The organism is Acinetobacter sp. YH12155, assembly GCF_013418255.1.
Taxonomy (GTDB): domain Bacteria; phylum Pseudomonadota; class Gammaproteobacteria; order Pseudomonadales; family Moraxellaceae; genus Acinetobacter; species Acinetobacter indicus.
The window spans coordinates 150,297-169,977 of sequence record NZ_VPCK01000005.1 but is presented as its reverse complement, the minus strand read 5'-3'; the positions used below and the strand labels follow the sequence as shown (position 1 = coordinate 169,977).

17 protein-coding genes and 1 pseudogene are annotated in these 19,681 nt (G+C 44.9%); 5 read left to right on the top strand and 13 right to left on the bottom strand.

Going from position 1 to position 19,681, the window contains the following annotated elements; all coding sequences use genetic code 11:
- Positions 1-3: 3 nt before the first annotated feature.
- The 5 genes from FTU86_RS04970 to FTU86_RS04950 all read right to left on the bottom strand — a co-directional run bounded on the left by FTU86_RS04970 (position 4) and on the right by FTU86_RS04950 (position 4,217).
- Positions 4-729: an amino acid ABC transporter ATP-binding protein gene (locus FTU86_RS04970; protein ID WP_180036451.1), complete on the bottom strand. Its 726-nt coding sequence runs from the start codon at positions 727-729 to the stop codon at positions 4-6.
- A 14-nt stretch (positions 730-743) separates the two neighbouring features.
- Positions 744-1,427, bottom strand: a complete 684-nt coding sequence (locus FTU86_RS04965; protein WP_005176046.1) for an ABC transporter permease subunit — start codon at positions 1,425-1,427, stop codon at positions 744-746.
- Positions 1,427-2,170 (bottom strand): amino acid ABC transporter permease, encoded by a 744-nt coding sequence (locus FTU86_RS04960; protein WP_005176049.1) that lies wholly within the window; start codon positions 2,168-2,170, stop codon positions 1,427-1,429. Before FTU86_RS04960 ends, FTU86_RS04965 begins: the two co-directional genes overlap by 1 nt.
- A gap of 63 nt (positions 2,171-2,233) precedes the next feature.
- Positions 2,234-3,178: a transporter substrate-binding domain-containing protein gene (locus FTU86_RS04955; protein ID WP_005176051.1), complete on the bottom strand. Its 945-nt coding sequence runs from the start codon at positions 3,176-3,178 to the stop codon at positions 2,234-2,236.
- 361 nt (positions 3,179-3,539) lie between these two features.
- Positions 3,540-4,217 carry a DUF421 domain-containing protein gene (locus tag FTU86_RS04950; RefSeq protein WP_005176055.1) on the bottom strand — a complete coding sequence of 226 codons (678 nt, stop codon included), beginning with the start codon at positions 4,215-4,217 and terminating at the stop codon, positions 3,540-3,542.
- Between the two features lie 255 nt (positions 4,218-4,472).
- Here FTU86_RS04950 and FTU86_RS04945 point away from each other — a divergent pair, with 255 nt between their 5' ends.
- From FTU86_RS04945 to FTU86_RS04935, 3 genes are all read left to right on the top strand, one after another.
- On the top strand, positions 4,473-5,504 hold the full coding sequence (locus FTU86_RS04945; RefSeq protein ID WP_180036403.1) for a molecular chaperone DnaJ: 1,032 nt from the start codon (positions 4,473-4,475) through the stop codon (positions 5,502-5,504).
- A 93-nt stretch (positions 5,505-5,597) separates the two neighbouring features.
- On the top strand, positions 5,598-6,782 hold the full coding sequence (locus FTU86_RS04940; protein WP_180036404.1) for a molecular chaperone DnaJ: 1,185 nt from the start codon (positions 5,598-5,600) through the stop codon (positions 6,780-6,782).
- 92 nt (positions 6,783-6,874) lie between these two features.
- Positions 6,875-7,210 carry an endonuclease domain-containing protein gene (locus FTU86_RS04935; RefSeq protein WP_180036405.1) on the top strand — a complete coding sequence of 112 codons (336 nt, stop codon included), beginning with the start codon at positions 6,875-6,877 and terminating at the stop codon, positions 7,208-7,210.
- Between the two features lie 6 nt (positions 7,211-7,216).
- Here the strand turns inward: FTU86_RS04935 and FTU86_RS04930 are convergent, their stop codons facing one another.
- The 4 genes and pseudogenes from FTU86_RS04930 to FTU86_RS04915 all read right to left on the bottom strand — a co-directional run bounded on the left by FTU86_RS04930 (position 7,217) and on the right by FTU86_RS04915 (position 12,187).
- Positions 7,217-8,374, bottom strand: a complete 1,158-nt coding sequence (locus tag FTU86_RS04930; protein ID WP_180036406.1) for a PIN domain-containing protein — start codon at positions 8,372-8,374, stop codon at positions 7,217-7,219.
- 68 nt (positions 8,375-8,442) lie between these two features.
- Positions 8,443-8,601, bottom strand: a pseudogene (locus FTU86_RS04925) (hypothetical protein); the annotation flags it as partial.
- A gap of 32 nt (positions 8,602-8,633) precedes the next feature.
- Complete coding sequence (locus FTU86_RS04920; protein WP_160232575.1) at positions 8,634-9,230, bottom strand: hypothetical protein; 597 nt, start codon at positions 9,228-9,230, stop codon at positions 8,634-8,636.
- A 62-nt stretch (positions 9,231-9,292) separates the two neighbouring features.
- Positions 9,293-12,187: a valine--tRNA ligase gene (locus FTU86_RS04915; protein ID WP_180036407.1), complete on the bottom strand. Its 2,895-nt coding sequence runs from the start codon at positions 12,185-12,187 to the stop codon at positions 9,293-9,295.
- A gap of 183 nt (positions 12,188-12,370) precedes the next feature.
- Between FTU86_RS04915 and FTU86_RS04910 the strand changes: the two genes are divergently transcribed.
- Both FTU86_RS04910 and FTU86_RS04905 read left to right on the top strand, forming a co-directional pair.
- Positions 12,371-13,066, top strand: a complete 696-nt coding sequence (locus FTU86_RS04910; protein WP_005176074.1) for a hypothetical protein — start codon at positions 12,371-12,373, stop codon at positions 13,064-13,066.
- Positions 13,067-13,086: 20 nt separating this feature from the next.
- A complete protein-coding gene (locus tag FTU86_RS04905; protein WP_104492254.1) occupies positions 13,087-13,890 on the top strand; it encodes an SDR family NAD(P)-dependent oxidoreductase in 804 nt (267 codons plus the stop codon).
- Between the two features lie 47 nt (positions 13,891-13,937).
- Here the strand turns inward: FTU86_RS04905 and FTU86_RS04900 are convergent, their stop codons facing one another.
- From FTU86_RS04900 to FTU86_RS04885, 4 genes are all read right to left on the bottom strand, one after another.
- Positions 13,938-14,372 carry a YbjQ family protein gene (locus FTU86_RS04900; protein WP_180036408.1) on the bottom strand — a complete coding sequence of 145 codons (435 nt, stop codon included), beginning with the start codon at positions 14,370-14,372 and terminating at the stop codon, positions 13,938-13,940.
- A gap of 3 nt (positions 14,373-14,375) precedes the next feature.
- Complete coding sequence (locus FTU86_RS04895) at positions 14,376-14,732, bottom strand: YbjQ family protein (protein WP_005176080.1); 357 nt, start codon at positions 14,730-14,732, stop codon at positions 14,376-14,378.
- Between the two features lie 303 nt (positions 14,733-15,035).
- Positions 15,036-16,493 carry a multidrug efflux RND transporter AdeIJK outer membrane channel subunit AdeK gene (gene adeK / locus FTU86_RS04890; RefSeq protein WP_005176082.1) on the bottom strand — a complete coding sequence of 486 codons (1,458 nt, stop codon included), beginning with the start codon at positions 16,491-16,493 and terminating at the stop codon, positions 15,036-15,038.
- Positions 16,493-19,672, bottom strand: coding sequence for an efflux RND transporter permease subunit (locus FTU86_RS04885; RefSeq protein WP_180036409.1), 3,180 nt, complete (start codon positions 19,670-19,672; stop codon positions 16,493-16,495). Before FTU86_RS04885 ends, adeK begins: the two co-directional genes overlap by 1 nt.
- Positions 19,673-19,681: the final 9 nt, after the last annotated feature.

Below are 19,681 nucleotides of genomic sequence, written 5' to 3'. Positions count from 1 at the left end.
GGATTAATGCAGGATTTTATCTAGGAACTGCTGGGCACGTTCACCGCGCTGGGTATTAAAGAATTCATCTTTGGTGCAGTCTTCGACAATCTTGCCCTGATCCATAAAAATCACCCGGTTGGCGACCTGGCGGGCAAAGCCCATTTCATGGGTTACACACATCATGGTCATGCCTTCACGTGCCAGCTCGACCATCACGTCCAGTACTTCGGTAATCATTTCCGGGTCCAGCGCCGAGGTTGGTTCATCAAACAGCATGGCAATCGGGTCCATACTGAGGGCCCGGGCAATGGCAACCCGCTGCTGTTGCCCACCAGAGAGTTGCGCCGGAAATTTGTTCGCCTGCGAACTTAAACCAACCCGATCCAGATAGGCCAGCCCTTTCTGTTTGGCTTCAGCTTCCGAGCGGCCCAGTACCTTGACCTGGGCGATGGTCAGGTTTTCGGTAATGCTTAAATGCGGAAACAGCTCGAAATGCTGGAACACCATGCCAACACGGCTACGCAGTTGGTTCAGATCGGTTTTCGGGTCGCTAATCGAAATCCCATCGACCAGAATCTGGCCTTTTTGAAACGGTTCCAGACCATTTACGGTTTTAATCAAGGTCGATTTTCCCGAACCCGATGGTCCACATACCACCACCACTTCCCCCTGACGAATCTGGGTACTGCAATCGGTCAGGACCTGAAAATCCTTATACCATTTGCTGACATTCTGGAGGTCAATCATAATCTTGGGTTCGGTCATACCGTCAGCCTCCTTTGTAGTTTTTTCACTGCATAGGTGGCGATTAAACTCACGCTAAAATACACCAGCCCGGCAAATAGAATATATTGGGTCAGCAGCGCCATTAAATCGCCGCGGACATAATTGGTGCGGAAGAAATCCAGCAGGCCAATGGCATAAACCATGGTGGAGTCCTGAAACAGGATGATGGTCTGCTGTAACAGCAGCGGGGTCATTTTGCGAAAGGCCTGCGGTAAGATAATCAGCCGCATCGACTGGCCATAAGTCATGCCCAGCGCATAGGCAGCCGCAGTCTGGCCTTTGGGAATGGACTGAATCCCGGCACGGACAATTTCAGAAAAGTAGGCCGCCTCAAATAGCATAAAGGCCACGATACTCGACACCAGTGCAGTATCAATGGTCAGGTAATTCCCGGTGAGGGCGGTGTAGAAAAATGGTACCGCAAAATAGAACCACATTAGCACCAGCAGCAAGGGAATCGAGCGGAACAGATTGACATAGCCTTGTGCAAACAGATTCAGTACGCGAATAGAAGACAGGCGCATTAACGCCAGCAGGGTGCCAATTAGAATACCGCCAATGGTCGCCATGACCAGCACTTTTAAGGTAATGGTAAAACCATGCCAGAGCGCCGGCCCGGACAGTTGTAAATCATTTAAAAATGCAGTGAGCCATTCCATTATTTTTCTCCTGCAATCAGGCCGGGAACACGTAAACGTTTTTCCAGCAGGTTCATGCCCTGAATCAGGCAAATATTAATCACAATAAAAATAACGGTGACAATGGTATAAATTTCAATGGTGTTTTGCGTGTACTCACTGATGGTTTTCATTTGCGAGATAATTTCAGCCACCCCGACCAGAGAGGCGACCGAGGTGTTTTTAACGCAGTTGGTCAGCTCCGAGCTTAACGGCGGCAAAATGGTGCGAAATGACTGCGGCAAAATTACATAGCGATATAACTGCGCGGTACTAAAACCCATGGCATAGCCGGCATTGATCTGTCCACGTGGCAGGGCTTCAATACCGGTACGCACCTGTTCACAGACCCGTGCCGCGGTAAACAGTCCCAGCCCGATACTGGCTGAAATCAGTGCTGAGGTATGCGCGCCTAGATCATTCATCCACCAGCTTTTGATGGGTGCTGGCAGGAAATTGGGCACCACATAGAACCAGATAAACAGCTGGATCAGCAGCGGTACATTACGAAAAATGGTGACATAGGCGGTGCCAATCGTGCGGGCGGTTTTGCTGGGCAGGGTTCGCATAATCCCCAAAATGCTGCCCAGTAGCATGGCAATACTCCAGGCCACAATGGCAATCACCAGCAGCCAGCCCAGACCGGCGAGAATCCAGTGCAGATAGGTACTGTCGCCAATGCCGGTAGACTGAAACAGGACACCCCAGTTCCAACTATAATTCATACGTCCTCCTCAAAAACTCAGGTAAAGCATCCGTGTTTACCTGAGTCGGTTTATGTTGGAGTGTTACTGATCACGATCGTGCGGATTGGCAATCAGGTCTTTCAGCTGATCGGACATTTCAAAGTTCAAGTTGATGTTCTTTGGAGGAATTGGCTGTTGGAACCATTTGTTATACATCTGGTTAATTTCACCCGAGCTATAGGTGGCTTTAATGGCATCATCCACCACCTGTTTAAATTCAGCATCGCCTTTACGCAGCATACAGCCGTAAATTTCCTGAATTGGCGCCGTGCCGACAATTACCCATTTGTCTGGATCGGTGGCTTTGGATTTTTCACCGGCCAGCAGAATATCATCCATCATAAAGGCAGCGGCGCGGCCACTTTGTAGCATCAGGAAGGATTCGGCATGGTCTTTGGCTGAAATAATTTCGCCAATACCGAGTTCTTTTTCATGCTGGCGGATATAACGTTCAGAAGTGGTACCGGCGGTGGTGACCAGTTTTTTGCCTTTTAAGTCAGCAAAATCCTGAATGCCGGAATCTTTGGCCGTAAGTAAACGTGAACCTACCTGGAAGAAACCGACCGAGAAAGCCACTTGCTGCTGGCGTTCCTGATTGTTGGTGGTCGAGCCACACTCTAAATCGACCGTCCCGTTAGAGACCAGTGGAATCCGGTTCTGGCTGGTAACCAGGTTGTAGCGGATTTTCAGATCTGGCATCTCCAGTTTCTGTTTTAGCGCTTCCACCACTTTCAGTTGCAGGTCATGCGCATAACCGACCGGCTGATTTGGCGTATCGGCAATATAGGAGAAGGGAATGGATGAGTCACGATAACCCAGCACAATGGTGCCGGACTTTTTGATTTTCTCTAAGGTGCCCGAACTCGAGGCAGCGGCATTGGTGTTGCTATTGGCATCAGCTGGAGCTTTATTGTCACTACAAGCACTGAGGCCAAGCATGAATGCGCTGGCACAAAACAGTGAGGTGAGGGTGCGTTTAGAGGTCATGTACAAAACTCCTTTTGTATTGATTATTGGTCATTTGCTGTTATTCATGGCAATTCCAATCCTGGAACTGATTTATCAGGTAATGAAGCAAATGAGATTGTTTTAATTATCTCTGCACAACGGCATAGCTTCATCTTAAGCGAGATTTCCAGCATTGCTCAAGCGAAATTTTTAACCGTTTTGTTAATGATAAATCGTTATGAAATAACCACTTTTTAGATAAATAGCAGCAAAAAGCATGAATAAAATACAGCAGGAACTGTGCCAGTCTTGGGCCATTAAAGACCAAGATATGACCAAAGTTGAGATAAAACGGTTGGGCGAAGGTGGATGAACCGGCACAGAGATTTAAAACACGCGATTAATCTACCCGTAAGGTATTGATGGCTTCAGTCCAGTGACAGCTGTCACAACGCGGGCAGATCTGCTCGGCACTTTGCAAAAAATCGGTATAGCCACAGTATACGCAGGCGTAATGGGTATGCGGTTTAACGTCGGTGATTTCCTGACAGGCTTTGGGAAACAGGGGTAAACCGTACCGCACCTGATCATTGGAGAAAAACAGGATGCTGAACTTGCCATCATTTTCGAGTAAACCGACTCGTACCTGTCCCAGATGTTCGACCCCTTGCTGGCGCATTTCGGCAAAGAATTCATCGTGCGACATTTTACCGCGTTTAATCTTTTCTAAGACCAGCTCGCCATCTTCGACAATATACAGCGACTTGCCTTCCAGCAGATCTTCAAAGGGCTGGTATTTCATCATTAACCAGGTCACCAGACGATACAGGAAAATCACGATGCTCATGATTAGCAGGGCCTGAATCAGCGGCAGATCTTCGGTGAACATCGGGTCGCCGGCAATTGAACCCAGCGATAGAATAATCGCCAGTTCAAAAATTGACAGCTGGCGCACACCACGTTTTCCAGTCAGACGTAAAAAGATAATGATCATGCTGAACATGAGGATGGCACGCACGCTAATTTCAGCAGCAAAAGCCCAGGTGGTGTCATGAATAAAAATACTGGCCCAATCCATGTGAATGTCCTTTTTATAATCTGTTGGTCTTTGTTGATACTATGCATGAATTGCGGCGGCTGAATGTTTATAGTTGCGTAATAAACTGCAATGATTTGAGTGACTTGGTTAATTCAAAAAATTACCTGATCTGAAGCCATGTAATGTTAAGGCTTATTTGCTCAGGATTTTGCTTTGCTTCAGTTTTACTGAGATGAGTCAAAAAATACTTTCACATAAATCAGGTATAATTTCTCTTTTGCTTTTATCTTCCCTATGCCTTTTGCGCTGAAAACCACGCCAAACATGGTGCTTGAAGTCTCACCACAGCATCAAAAGCTTAATCGTTTAATTGATGAGATTGAACAGCAGAAGCGTTTGCTGGCTGCGTGGCAACATGCCCAAGATGACATTCGTGCCTATAGTCAAAAGGCACTCATGCCTGCGTATCGTGAGTTATATAGCACTTTGTATGAACAGATGAAGACACTTTGGAATGGTCTAAGTAGTTATAGTTTCACGAAATCAAATACAGCATTGGTGGAAGATAAAATCCAAACTTTAGCACGGTTACTACAAGGTTCACATTTGCTGAGTCAAAAGCAGTTAGATGAAGTGGAAAAAATGCATGTCTATTATCAGCAGGCAGATGAATACAGCAAGAAAAAAAACAAGAAGAAAAATATAGACACTTTTGATGAGCCTGAAACTGAAACAGTCCAAGCCGATGATGTATTTGAAGATTGGAATAATGATCAATACCAACAAGCACGTGAGCAAGCCAAGTTAAAACGTCAGCAAGAAAAACAAGCGCAAGCTGAAAAGATGGTGAATCAATCACTCAAAACTGTGTATCTCAAGATTGCTTCCATCATTCACCCTGATCGTGAGCCCGATGAAGCTAAAAAAGAGGAAAAGACCGAGCTTTTACAACGTACCAATGAAGCATACGAACAGGAAGATTTATTCTTTTTACTGAAACTTCAGCTTGAAGTTGAGCAAAGTAAAAACGGTTCAAACAAAGGTTTAAGCACAGAACAATTCAAGTTTTACCAACAGGCGTTAGAAGCACAAAGCCAGTCCTTAAAACAGCAGATGCAGGAATTGATTAACTCGCTTGTATGGTCAAATAAAGCCAAAATTGCGGTGCAAAAGTCCAAAGGGCAGCTCAATATTGAGCAGTTGTATAAACAGATTGATGCGGATGTGTCGAACGTGAAGCATCAGTTAAAAGCGGAGAAGCAACGGCTGAGTTTTATGGGGAAAGAGAGTGGGCTAGGGATGTTGTTGGAGCATGGGGTTTTGTAAAGAATATAGTTTTTTTGAACTAAGCAAAAAGTTTGTATGCTATTCATTATGCTAAAATATTACAGAAATTGAGATTAGCGTTGAAGTCAGTGAATGAGCAATTTAGATTTAAGCATTTATCAAACGAGTGAAAAATTATCGGCACAACAAAAAAAGTTTAATCGGTTGCTTGAAAAAATTGAGCAATTACAAATGGTATTGGCGGACTGGCAACAAACGCAAAAACAAGTTCAAGAGGATGCAAGAGATGAGCTATTACCTTTATATCGTCAGTGGCACCACGTTTTGTTCGCTCAATTAGAGACGCTTTGGCAATATAAAAATACGCATAAAATCGCAAAAACATATTTAGTGCGTTTAGATGAAAAAATTTCAATTTTAGCGAGTCAGCTGCTTAATAATCCGAATCTTTCTGAACAACAACATGAGTTGACGCTTATCATTGCTCAACATTATGAGCTGATAGAAGAAAGTGCTGATGCTGAAGAAGTCAGCTCTCATATAAATGATCATTTGCATCAAGCGCATGATGCTGATGAAATGATGCAAAAACAAGCCATAAAAGAAATGATAGCAGACCAAATCGGGGTACCCGTAGCTTGGCTTGACTTTGATTTGGATCTCAATAATCTCGACGCGTTTATGGAAAAAGTAAAAGATAAATTAGATCGAGAAGAAGCAAATTTTATTCAAAATCAGCTTAATGAAGATGAGCGTGATGAATATCAAAAGTTTGCTGAAAAGGAAAAAAAGAAAATTTTAAAGAAGCAAACACAGCTTGAAGAAGCGAAAAAAATGGCAGGGCAATCCCTAAAAAGCATTTATTCAAAAATTGCTGCCTTAATTCACCCTGATCGAGAGCAAGATGAACAAAAGCGCATTGAAAAAACCGAATTATTACAGCAAGCAAATGCTGCATTAGAGGAAAAAGATTTGCTTACTCTTTTGAAATTGCGTGTTTTTACAGCGCAAGGTGATCAGGAACAGGCAACAAAAATCGCGAATGAGCATTTGAAATCTTATAATTTATTGTTGGAAGAGCAAGTAGAGAAATTACAATTTGAAATAGATGATATTATTTATTCATTTGATTGGATCGGCTCTGGTTTTTACAAACAGCGTTTTAAACCTGTTGATTTGATAAAAAAATATCAACGCGATTTAGCAGATATTCAAGCAAAACTGTTAAGAGATGAAAAGCGTTTAAATGATTATAAGGATTTTGATTACTTAAAAATTTTACTGAAAAGCAGAGCATTTAGTTGGTCATTTGAGTAATTTTTAGCATTGATTGTCATTCAGAGCATCGTCATTTTGACGATGCTTTTTTATGCACTTTAACCCGCTGATTATTCGCCTTCGCCAAATCCATGCGTCATACCGCCACAGAACAACTCATGTGGCAAATACTTCGCGGCAAGCGATTTATGAATCTTAAATTCCCTCGTCAGCATGTGATCAAACCTTATATTGTAGATTTTTACTGCCATGAAATTGGTTTGGTGATTGAGTTGGATGGCAGTCAGCATGGGACAGATGATGGAAAAGAATATGATGCTGAACGAACCAAGTTTTTAGAGGCGTTGGGTTTAAAGGTTGTACGGTATTGGAATCATGATGTGTTGGGGCTGACGGATGCGGTATTGGACGATTTATGGCAGAGGTGTGCTGAGTTGGAAAATACCTCCCTATGGGAGAGAAAGTAAGTAGTACTATATTAAATTAATTTCTTCAATAAATTCGATATTTAATTCTGCTTCTCGATAAACGTCATGGAAATATTCATCGAATTCTTCTTCATCTAGTTGAGAAATTTCACTTAAATTTAGTGATGTAGTATTAATTTTTATTGAAACGATACCCGAAACATTTAGTAAACGAGTTTCTGAAGCTTTGAATACATGATCGTTCCAATCACTTACATATACAGACCATTCATCATCGAGACGGCTATAATATTCATGTTTATCTATAAAGTATTCAATTTCTGCTTCAACTTCTAAGTTAAAGTGGAAACCAAATTGATCTTCACCATAGTGGATGGGATTATTCAGATCTATATCAATATTATTGCCTGTGTAAGCTGAAGAAATAGTTCCTTCATTTTCATCATTTGAATAAGCAATATCATAGATTTTTTTATCCCAAATTTCCTCACTTATGCAATCTGCTAAAAAATCTTGAATAGTGGGATTTTTAATTTCTGAACGTTGGATGAAAGATAATACATTCCCTATTTGACTATCGATAATGTCTAACCCTTTTAATTTATCCTGTATATCAGTGCTTTGGATAAACATTTCTATGTTTGGAAAAATTATATAATTTGGCAATTTAGAAAAAGTGTTGACTACCTTTTTATCACTAGCAATAATGACCAATTCAGAGCATTTTTTCTTTATTTCTTCAATGCCACGGCAAATAAAACTATCGGGAATATCTTCTCTATTTTTAGGAGATGTTAGTGGAGATGTTCCTTTAAAGTAAGCCTCCAATGCCGAAATAGTTTGATTAGTATCTATCGGTTGTATATTTACATTTAAACCCTTCAACCAAGACTGTGAAAAAGAACTTGCATCTTTATTGATGCTATCTTCTGATTCTTCTATCTTTTTTTGAATATCATTAATAATTTCATGTACTAATGGAGATTTTGGAACTCTTAGAAACTTCCTGAGGCTTTCTTTAAGTTGATGATATTCTTTTAAATAATATTCTAATTCTTGTGTCTCTAATTCTCTTTGTACAACATACGGAGCATGGATAGATAAGAGATCAGCTTTTATTAACCTTTTAAGAGCCAAATAAGAAGCATCTTTTTGACTTTTATTTTTGCCAATACCACTAGTATCTAACGCGATATGAATCATAATTTAAAATAATAAAGGGCTGATTATTCAGCCCTTTATACTATAAATTAGATCGAAATAACAACACCTTAAAGCGCTGCAATTTGCTCCATATTCGCTTTAATCTTCGCTAACTGGTTAGCAAACTCAGCAAGTTTCACTTTCTCACCTTCAACCACAGCTGCAGGTGCTTTTGCCACAAAACCTTCATTGCTAAGTTTAGTGGCAATTTGGTCATGCTGTTTTTCTTTTATATGAGTTTTTTACGATCAGTTTTTAATTAAAAATTAATATATATTAGATAAATACAGTCTTTTCTATCAAATGATGTAGTTTCATCAACTATTATGAGATTATCCTTTAGTTCTTTTGATAGATTAATATAATGTTGGTTGGCTACTCTTACTGATTGATTTTCAAGAAAAACCATAAATTTAAAATATTCTGTAGTGTTGAATTTTGACTTAGTCTTACCATAAAGTAGGTTGTTTAAGTCTTTAGTTATACCATTTCGTTGAGCAGACCCATATTTTGTCCCACCATTAATTGGAATATTACACTTAACTTCTGCTATCAATTTTATAATTTCATTTGAAACAAGATCATAACCATTGGTACTAGGTTTTGTGGATAAAATTTCATCGGTTATTTTTTGTTTTGACTCTTGAGAAAGATGAAACTTTTTTGAAATCCAATTAACAAATGAAATTGTTATTTTCATGGTTAATAGGTTGTTGATATCAGAGAGAGCCATTTTCAAAGAAATTATTTTATCACTATCAAGACGACTATAATAATCATCTTCTGGAAGAGAAAATTGTGTGATAAAAAAATTATTTAATCTACTTTTAAGTTCTTCTTCACGATGATATTTCATAAAAATAAAGGGCTGAATAATCAGCCCTTTATAATACAGAGTAAATTGTAGCCTTTAAAGAATTAAAGCGCCGCAATCTGCTCCATATTCGCTTTAATCTTCGCTAATTGGTCAGCAAACTCAGCAAGTTTTACTTTCTCGCCTTCAACCACAGCGGCAGGTGCTTTTGCCACAAAACCTTCATTGCCTAGTTTAGTGGCAATTTGATCATGTTGCTTTTGAACTTTGTCTAAGTCTTTTTGTAGGCGACCAAGTTCCGCTTTCGGGTCAATTAAGCCCTTCATTGGAACGAATACAGACACATGTCCAACTACAGATGATGAAGACAATGGCGGTTGTTCAGCATCTGCAAGGAAAGTAATGCTTTCAACTTTCGCCAATGCTTTAAATAACGGTTCAATACGTGCGATTTGTGCTTTTTCCGCATCAGTCGTGTTTTGAAGAAGAACAGGCAACAAACGCGCATTACCTAGGCCCATTTCACCACGGATGTTACGTACCGCACCAATCAAACCTTGCAGCCATTGCATATCTGCTTCAGCTTGTTCATTCACTAATGCTTGGTCAGCAACAGGGTACTGTGCGAGCATAATCGTTTCGCCAGAAATGTTGAGTTTCGGCGCAAGTGTTTGCCAGATTTCTTCTGTTAAGTAAGGCATCAACGGGTGTGCCAAACGTAAAGAGGCTTCCATTACAGAAAGAAGCACACGACGCACTTCAGCTTTACGTTCAACCGATACGTTTTCGTCATTCAGAACCGGTTTCGTCAGCTCGACATACCAGTCACAGTATTCATTCCAAATGAACTCGTAAATCGCTTGTGCAGCCAAGTCTAAACGATAGGTCGCAAAGGCTTGATGAACAGCTTGCTCTGCCTTTTGTAAACGGCTTACGATCCATTGTTCAGGCAATTCCCAAAGGTCTTGACGAACGTCTTGACCAATTACTTGATCTTCGCAGTTCATCATCACGAAACGGGTTGCGTTCCAGATTTTGTTGGCGAAGTTACGGTAACCTTCAACACGCTTCATGTCGAACTTGATGTCACGACCGGTGTTGGCAAGCGCACAGAATGTGAAACGAACCGCATCTGTACCGTAAGACTGAATCCCTTCAGGGAATTCTTTACGGGTCGATTTTTCAATCTTCGCCGCTTGTTTCGGGTTCATCAAACCTGTGGTACGTTTTTGTACTAAAGTTTCAAGATCAACACCATCAATCAAATCTAATGGGTCAAGCACGTTACCTTTAGATTTAGACATCTTCTGACCTTCGCCATCACGTACCAAACCGTGTACATACACAGTTTTGAATGGTACTTGTGGCGTGCCATCTTCATTTTTCATGAAGTGCATCGTAAGCATGATCATACGAGCAACCCAGAAGAAGATGATGTCAAAACCTGTCACCAATACATCAGTCGGGTGGAAAGTATTTAAGAAATAGTTTTCTTTGTCTTTCGCTTCGTCACCTGTCCAACCTAAAGTTGAGAATGTCCAAAGACCAGAAGAGAACCATGTATCCAATACGTCTTCGTCTTGGTTCAATTCAACTTCAGGGGCAATACCGTTTTTCGCACGAACTTCTTCTTCGTTACGACCCACGTAAACATTACCTTCTGCATCGTACCAAGCAGGGATACGGTGACCCCACCACAATTGACGCGAGATACACCAGTCTTGAATATTATTCATCCACGCCATGTACATGTTGCTGTACTGCTCAGGCACGAATTTGATACGACCGTCTTGAACCGCTTCAATCGCAGGTTTCGCAAGCGGTGCAATTTTTACATACCATTGATCCGTCAATAACGGTTCAACGATGACACCTGAACGGTCACCGCGAGGTGGTTTCAAGGTGTATGGTTGAATTTGGTCTAACCAGCCTTCAGCTTCTGCTTGTTCGACTAACTTTTTACGTGCTTCAAAACGCTCTAAACCAATGTAGTCTGCAGGGGCAGGAATGGTTTTAGAAATTTGCTCGCCCGCTTTCGCGATGTATTCAAACTCGGCCAACACTTCAGCATTTTTGTTGAAGATGTTGATGATTGGCAATTCGCAGCGTTTACCGACTTCATAGTCATTGAAGTCATGCGCAGGGGTAATTTTTACACAGCCGGTACCGAATTCTTTGTCGACATATTCATCTTTAACGATTGGAACCGCACGACCAGTAATTGGCAGGATGATATTTTGACCGACCAAGTGCGCATAACGTTCATCATCAAGGGCAACCGCAACCGCTGTATCACCCAACAATGTTTCAGGACGCGTGGTTGCAACCACGATGTGATCTTTACCATCGTGCGTGCGAAGTGACTTATCTTCAAAGAAATATTTGAAGTGCCAAAGTGAACCTTGTTCTTCTTTATCAGACTCAACTTCTAAGTCAGAAAGGGCAGTTTGTAATTTAGGGTCCCAGTTCACCAGGCGTTTACCGCGGTAAATCAAGCCTTCTTCGTGAAGTTTTACAAACACTTCTTTCACTGCGTTTGATAAACCTTCATCCATGGTGAAGCGTTCACGTGACCAGTCCACAGAAGAACCTAAACGACGGATTTGACGGGTAATGTTACCGCCAGATTGTTCTTTCCATTCCCATACTTTTTCGATGAACTTTTCACGGCCCAAGTCATGACGGCTAATGCCTTGCGCACCGAGCTGACGCTCTACCACCATTTGCGTTGCAATACCGGCGTGGTCAGTCCCCGGTTGCCATAAGGTATTTTTACCTGACATACGGTTATAACGGGTTAAGGCATCCATGATGGCATTGTTAAAACCATGACCCATGTGCAAGCTACCGGTGACGTTTGGTGGCGGAATCATGATACAGAAAGACTCGCCTTTTTCAGACGGCTTGAAGTAACCGCGCTCTTCCCACGTTTGGTACCATTTTTTCTCGATCTCGGTCGGATCGTAAGTTGTAGCAATATTTTGCGCTGAATCAGTCATAGTTCGAACAGATCAAAAGTAGATAAAAAATTGCATCTATTGTAGCAAAAAAAATGGCGACTTAGGCAGCCTGAATCATTGGCTTGTTTAAGCAATTGGCATCTGCACTTACTCGTCGTATGATGTAGGCAAATAACAATGCGCAAAGTTCGCAGAACAACGACGAAAAAAGCGAGAACAACAATGACCTATTCAATCGCACTAAAATTAAGCCCAGCTACCTATCAGCGTTTTCAGCAGTTACATCAACAGTTTAACCAGGGTAATCCGCACAGTCTGGCCAAGCCTTTAGGCGAGGTGCTGTCACATATTTCCTGTGAAATTGTCGATCAGGTGTTTGGCGAAATTGCCCGGACCAGCAGCTCGCCCGACCGTGAATCGGAAAAAATTGTGCAGCAGGTGATGGACACCGTGCAAAAATATATGCCGTGGTCAGTGTCATTTTTTGGCAATGACCGTCTGGTGCCGATGGTGAATTATCTGCAACAGAAAACCTATGAAAAAGAGGGGCAGGCCTATGTGGCCTATCCGGTCGATAATGTGCTGATTAAAGAAACCTTGGGTTGTGTCGAACAAATCCGGCAGGGCAATAGTGCCTATATCCAGCCAGCCTTTCGGGCTTTTACCCAGATTGTCGATCAGGGCGTGACCAGTCTGGTCCGCGAGCCAAAGAAAATGCTGAAGTTTAATTTTATGGTCGATAAAACCCTGACCGGGGTGATTCAGCTGACTACCCAGCTTGGCTATAAGCGGCTGGAAAAACTCGGCACCCAGTTTGATACCCGCATAACGGAACAGTATTTCAATCATTTTCTGGGCTTTGTGGGCAATGACCCCCAGCCAGAGCGCGGTTACACTGATATTCATCACAACAAATGAACGTATAGAGGGACAGATTCATGGCCAAGCAGGATTTAACAGGAAAAGTGGTGTGGATTACCGGGGCATCTTCCGGATTGGGCAAAGCCTTGGCCAAAGAATGTGCCTTGCAAGGCGCCGACGTCATTCTGACCGCACGCCGTTATGAAGAACTGGAAAAGGTGCGCGTGACTTTACTGAACCCGGAACGCCATGTGTCAGTTTGTGCCGATATTACCGATGAATCACAGGTACGGCATGCTTATGCGCAGGTGTTAGCAGCCAAAGGCCGGATAGACTGGCTGATTAACAATGCCGGTCTTAGCCAGCGCGCGCTGATTCAGGACACCACCATGCAGACAGAACGTGCCATTATGGAAGTCGATTATTTCTCGCAGGTGTTCCTGACCAAAACCGTGTTACCGACCTTTATTGCCCAGAAATCGGGACGGATTGCCTTTGTCTCTAGTGTCGCCGGTTTGCTCGGCACCCAGTACCGTGCCTCTTATTCGGCGGCCAAAGCCGCAATTCATATGTGGGCCAACAGTTTGCGTGCGGAAGTGTCGCAAGAGGGTGTCAAAGTTTCGGTGATTTTCCCCGGCTTTGTCAAAACCAATGTGTCCTTTAATGCCTTAAATGGCGAAGGCAAACCGCAGGGCCATCAGGATGAAGCAATTGAAAATGGTCTGGAGCCGGACCTGTTTGCTCAGACCACGGTCAGTGCCTTGCTGGCGGGAGAGGAATATATTGTGGTTGGTGGCGCCAAGGAAAAACTGGGGGTTTGGGTGTCGCGTTTATCGCCAAGTACGCTGTATAAAATGATCCGTAAAATGAAGGTGAAGTAATACGTTCCAGAGCATTTGACGAGATGAAGACAGATCAGGCCATCAGCTTATTTCTTGATGGCCGTCCCATACGCAAACACTTCCACCATCCCACCTTGCATCCCCAGTTCGGTGGTGCTTAAACGCAGACCTAAAATCTGGGTGGCGCCCATTTTCTCGGCTTCCAGCTTTAAGCGTACAATTGCTTCGCGGCGCGCACGTTCCACCACACTTTCATAACTGGTCAGGCGGCCACCGAGTAAATTCTGCACATTGGCAATTGCATATTTAAAGTAATCATGTGAAATCACCACATTGCTGCTGACCAGTTGGCCGGGTAGGTCGGTGCTTTTAAAGCGGCTGCTGTCGAGCTGGATATAGGCCAGTCGCTGTTCCTGTTCAGCCAGATATTGAAAATGCTTGCGTTCGTTATAACGGCCAAAACTGAAGCCAACGGCAAACAGTACCGCAAAAATCAGCAGCTGCAGGAGCAATCCATCCATGACTTAGTCCTGCGCAGGGAAGGGATCAGGCAGTTTCGGCATGATCGGATCGACAATCACCGCCGTGCCATAAACGAACAGTTCAGATGCACCCTGGGCAATGTTGGAAGTAGAAAAACGGATTCCGACAATGGCATTGGCCCCCATGCTGCGCGCTTTGTCGATCATCCGGTTCATGGCTTCCTGACGCGATTCTTCCAGCAGTTCGGTATAGGCTGTCAGCTCACCACCGACAATATTTTTCAATCCGGCCAGCAGGTCACGGCCGACATGCTTGCTGCGTACCGTGCTGCCATATACCACATCAATTTGCTGGCGAATGGTGTGTCCGGGTACAGATTCCAAATTACTCAGTAACATGTGATGACCAATAACAATAGATTGCTGATGAAGATAGAAAAACTGCGGGTAAAATGCAATCAAAAACATCTCTTTTACAGTTTTATACGGGCAGATGTGCATCCAATCCTTTGGCGAGTCACTACAAGCAAAACATGATTTCTTTGCTCTAATCATCACTGTATTGAACTGCTTTGATCTCATGGATGATCCAGGCACATCATCAGGCAAAGAAAAAGCCAGTCAGCGCGGGGCTCACTGGCTTGATCATCAAGCGATGAGGATGAAATCACCCTGCTGCTTGAGGCTACAACTCAGACAATCTTATTGCTGAGCAGCGCGGCGTTGTTCTGCCACAGACGGCTGCTGGGTCACTTGATCTGAAGTGTTAGCTTTCAGGCCGCCACCTAAGGTTTTATACAGTTCCACCTGATTGTTCAAATTGGCCTGTTCCAGCAATAATAGCCCTTGCTCGGCCGCATAAGAGGCACGCTGTGCATCCAGTACGGTTAGATAGCTGTCAATGCCGGCACGGAAACGGGCTTCCGACAGACGATAGGTGGTATTGGTGGCTTCCACCAGACGGCGCTGTGCGGCAATCCGGTCACCAATATTTTCACGCACTGCCAAGGCATCATTCACTTCACGGAAAGCGGTCTGAATCGACTTTTCATAATCTGATAGCGCAATCTGCTGATCGGTTTCTGAAATGCGGATATTGGCCTGACGTGTGCCCCAGTCAAAGATTGGAATATCCAGACTTGGACCAATTGACCAGACAAAGTTGCCTGATTTGAACAGGTCACTTAAATCGGCCGAGGCATAACCGGCTGAACCGGTCAGGCTGATGGTCGGGAACAGACGGGCACGCGCTGCGGCAATATTGGCACCTGCGGCAGACAGACGGTATTCTGCTGCACGGACATCGGGACGGTTTACCAGCAGATCACTTGGTAAGCCCGCACCAATTGCCGTATTGGAGGTAATGCGGGTAATGCGCTGTGCCGGCAGCAGATTGGCCGGAACCGGTTGACCCACCAGCAGATTCAGCAGGTTTTGTGCCTGCGCCACCTGAGTCTTATAGTTAGCTACATCATTACGCGCGGTTTCGACTGAAATTTGCGCCTGACGTACCGGCAGTTCGCTGTCGATGCCAACGTCAAAACGTTTTTTGTTCAGGTTATACGATTCAAGCTGGGCCTTTAAAGTTTGCTCGGCCAGTTTCAGGTTGGCATTGGCAAAGGAATAGCTGAGCCAGGCCTGAGACACCTGACCAATCAGGGCAATTTGCGTGGCATCACGGGCGCTCTGGGTGGCCAGGAAATTATCCAGTGCATTGTCACGCAGGCTACGGACCCGACCCCAGAAATCCAGCTCATAGGCGGTGACCCCTAAACCTACGTTATAGGAGGTGCTTGGGCCACGACCCTGATTGCTCATGGTGTCCTGACGTAACACGCTGCCACTGGCGCCAATGGTCGGTAACTGGTTATTTTCAGTAATCTGGTACTGTTGCTGGGCACGCTGGATGTTCAGCGCCGCAGTACGTAAATCACGGTTATTGGTCAAGGCCAGATCCAGCACCTGTAGCAGGCGCTGATCGGCAAAGAAATCTTTATAACCCTGTTCTGCAACAGAGCTTCCGGAAGCATTGCTATAGCTGCTCGGAATATTCGCCTGAGCAACCGGCTCTGGCCCGCGCATACTCTGACAGGCTGTCAAAGCAAGCGCAAGGGCAGAAACCGCAATACCACGGCCTGTAAGAGACCATAAGTTTTGCATCACGATACATGCTCCTGATGATTTTGTTGTTTTGGTTTGTATTTAAAGATACTTCGAATCCACACGTAGAATACCGGGATAAAGAAGATACCCAACAAGGTCGAACTGATTACGCCGCCCAGAACACCATAACCGACCGAGTGCTGGCTACCTGCACCTGCACCTGAAGACAGGGCCAGCGGCAGTACACCAAAACCGAAGGCTAAAGTGGTCATGATAATTGGACGTAAACGCATTTTTGCCGCATGTAAAGTGGCTTCAAACAGGTCTTCACCTTTTTCCTGCAACTCTTTGGCGAATTCGACAATCAGGATCGCGTTTTTCGCAGACAGACCAATCACCGCAATAATCGCCACCTGGAAGTAGATGTTATTCGACAGGTTCGGGTTCTGGAACAGCACCATCCCGCTGAAGGTCAGGAACAGGGCACCGACAATACCTAATGGTACGACCAGTAATACCGAGAACGGAATTGACCAGCTTTCATACAGCGCTGCCAGACACAGGAAGACGATTAACAGCGACAGGGCATACAGGAATGGTGCCTGATCACCCGATTCACGTTCTTCCAGTGACAGACCGGTCCATTCATAGTCGAAACCTTGCAAGCCCATGTCTGGCAGCTTGGCAATAATTTCTTCCATGGCCACCATCGCATCACCCGAGCTGACGCCAGGCGCTGGTGTACCCTGAATGTTCATGGAGGATACGCCGTTATAACGCTCTAAACGTGGTGAACCATAAGTCCATTCACCGGTTGCAAAGGCCGAGAATGGTACCATTTCGCCGCGGTTATTACGTACATACCATTGATCGAGGTCTTCCGGCATCATACGTGAGCCTGCTTCACCCTGAACATAGACTTTCTTGACACGACCGCGGTCGATAAAGTCATTGATGTACGAACCACCCCAGGCCATGCCCATGGTGCTGTTAATTTCAGCAATACTCACGCCCAAGGCACCGGCCTGCGCATGGTCCACAATCACGCGGTACTGTGGTGTATCTTCCTGACCATTTGGACGAACCCCGGCCAGACGTGGATCTTTGGCTGCTTCACCTAAAATGATGTTACGTGCCATGGTCAGTTTTTCATGACCCTGACCGCTGGCATCTTTCAGCTGCAGGTTAAAGCCGGCACTCACGCCCAGTTCAGGCATGGCAGGCAATTGCAGTGGCATGATGTAAGAAGCATCTTTAACAATCATGTTCAGTGCCATACCACGCTGGATAATCGCACCGACCTGAGATTCTGGCGAAGTACGTTCTGACCAGTCTTTCAGCTTAATGAAGGCCAGACCTGCGTTTTGTCCAACCCCGGTGAAGGAGAAGCCGGCCACACTAAACACAGACTCGACATGCTCTTTCTCATTTTCCAGGAAGTAGTTGGTCATGGTGCTGACGACTTTGTCAGTCCGTTCCAGACTGGCATTTGGTGGCAATTGCACCAGTGTCATCACCACACCTTGGTCTTCATCCGGCAGGAATGAAGATGGCAGTTTCTGGAATAACAGCACAATCACAACCAGCACTGCACCGTAAATAATTCCGGAGAAAATCTTGCTGTGGGTCATACGGTTCACACCGCCCTGATATTTCACCGACAGCTTGTCAAAGCTGCGGTTAAACCAGCGGAAGAAACGCGCAAACAGACCGTTGCTTTCTGGCTTGTTCGGATCATGCTGTTTCAGCATGGTCGCACACAGGGCAGGGGTAAAGGTTAAGGCTACAATCAGCGACAGTACCATTGCCGTGACCAGGGTCACCGAGAACTGACGATAAATCACCCCGGTCGTACCACCGAAGAATGCCATTGGTACGAATACCGCAGACAGCACCGAGGTAATCCCGATTAACGCGCCAGAAATCTGTTTCATTGACTTTTCAGTGGCTGCCACAGGGTCGAGATGTTCTTCGACCATGACACGTTCCACGTTTTCCACCACGACAATCGCGTCATCGACCAGCAAACCAATCGCCAGAACCATCGCAAACATGGTCAGGGTGTTAATCGAGAAGCCGAACATATTGATGACGGCAAAGGTTCCCAAGACCACCACCGGTACAGCCATGGTTGGAATAATGGTAGCGCGCCAGTTCTGCAGGAACAGGAACATCACCAGGAATACCAGAATAATCGCTTCAATTAAGGTTTTAACAACACTCTTAATCGACAATTCAATAAATGGTGTGGTATCAAAGGCCAGCTGATCGACCATCCCTTGCGGGTAGTTTGGACGTAACAGCTTTAAGCGCTCTTCAACGGCTTGGGCGGTATCCAGCGCGTTGGCACCGGTTGCCAGTTTAATCGCAACACCACCGGCAGGTTTGCCGTTGAATTTGGAATCAAATTGATAGTTGTCTGCACCGAGTTCTACACGAGCTACATCACCCAGACGCACCTGTGCACCTGAAGCAGTATTTTTCAGGAAGATATTGCTGAACTGTCCTGGGGTTTGCAGCAGGCTTTGTGCCGTTACGGTTGCGTTGAGCACCTGACCTTCTATGGCGGGTGCACCACCTAACTGACCGACAGCGACCTGGGCATTCTGGGTACGAATGGCTGTGGCAATATCACTTGGGGTGACTTGCAGGCTGGCCATTTTGGCTGGGTCCAGCCAGATGCGCATTGCATAGGAACCACCAAACACCTGAACTTCACCGACCCCCGCCACACGGCTTAAGGGTTCAGAAATATTGGAGTTAACATAGTCTTTGATGTCATTTGCTGACATGCTGCCATCAGGCGAATAGAAGGCCAGAACTTGCAGGAAGCTGGCGCCTGATTTGGTGACCCTCACCCCTTGACGCTGGACATCTTCCGGCAGCAGGGCGGTGGCAGACTGTAATTTGTTCTGTACCTGAACCTGGGCGATGTCAGGATCGACGCCTTGTTCAAAGTTCAGCGCAATAGACGCAGAACCGTTACCGGCACTGTTCGATGAAATATAACGCAAGCCATCGAGACCATTCATCTGCTGTTCAATAATCTGGGTTACTGTGTTTTCAACAGTTTCAGCCGAAGCACCCGGATAGGTCGCAGAAATGGTGACCGTTGGCGGCGCAATGGTCGGATACTGGGCAATGGGCATATTGGATAGGGTTAGAATACCCGCCAACATGATCACCAGTGCAATCACCCATGCAAAAATCGGGCGATGAATAAAAAATTGAGCCATTGAAGTCTA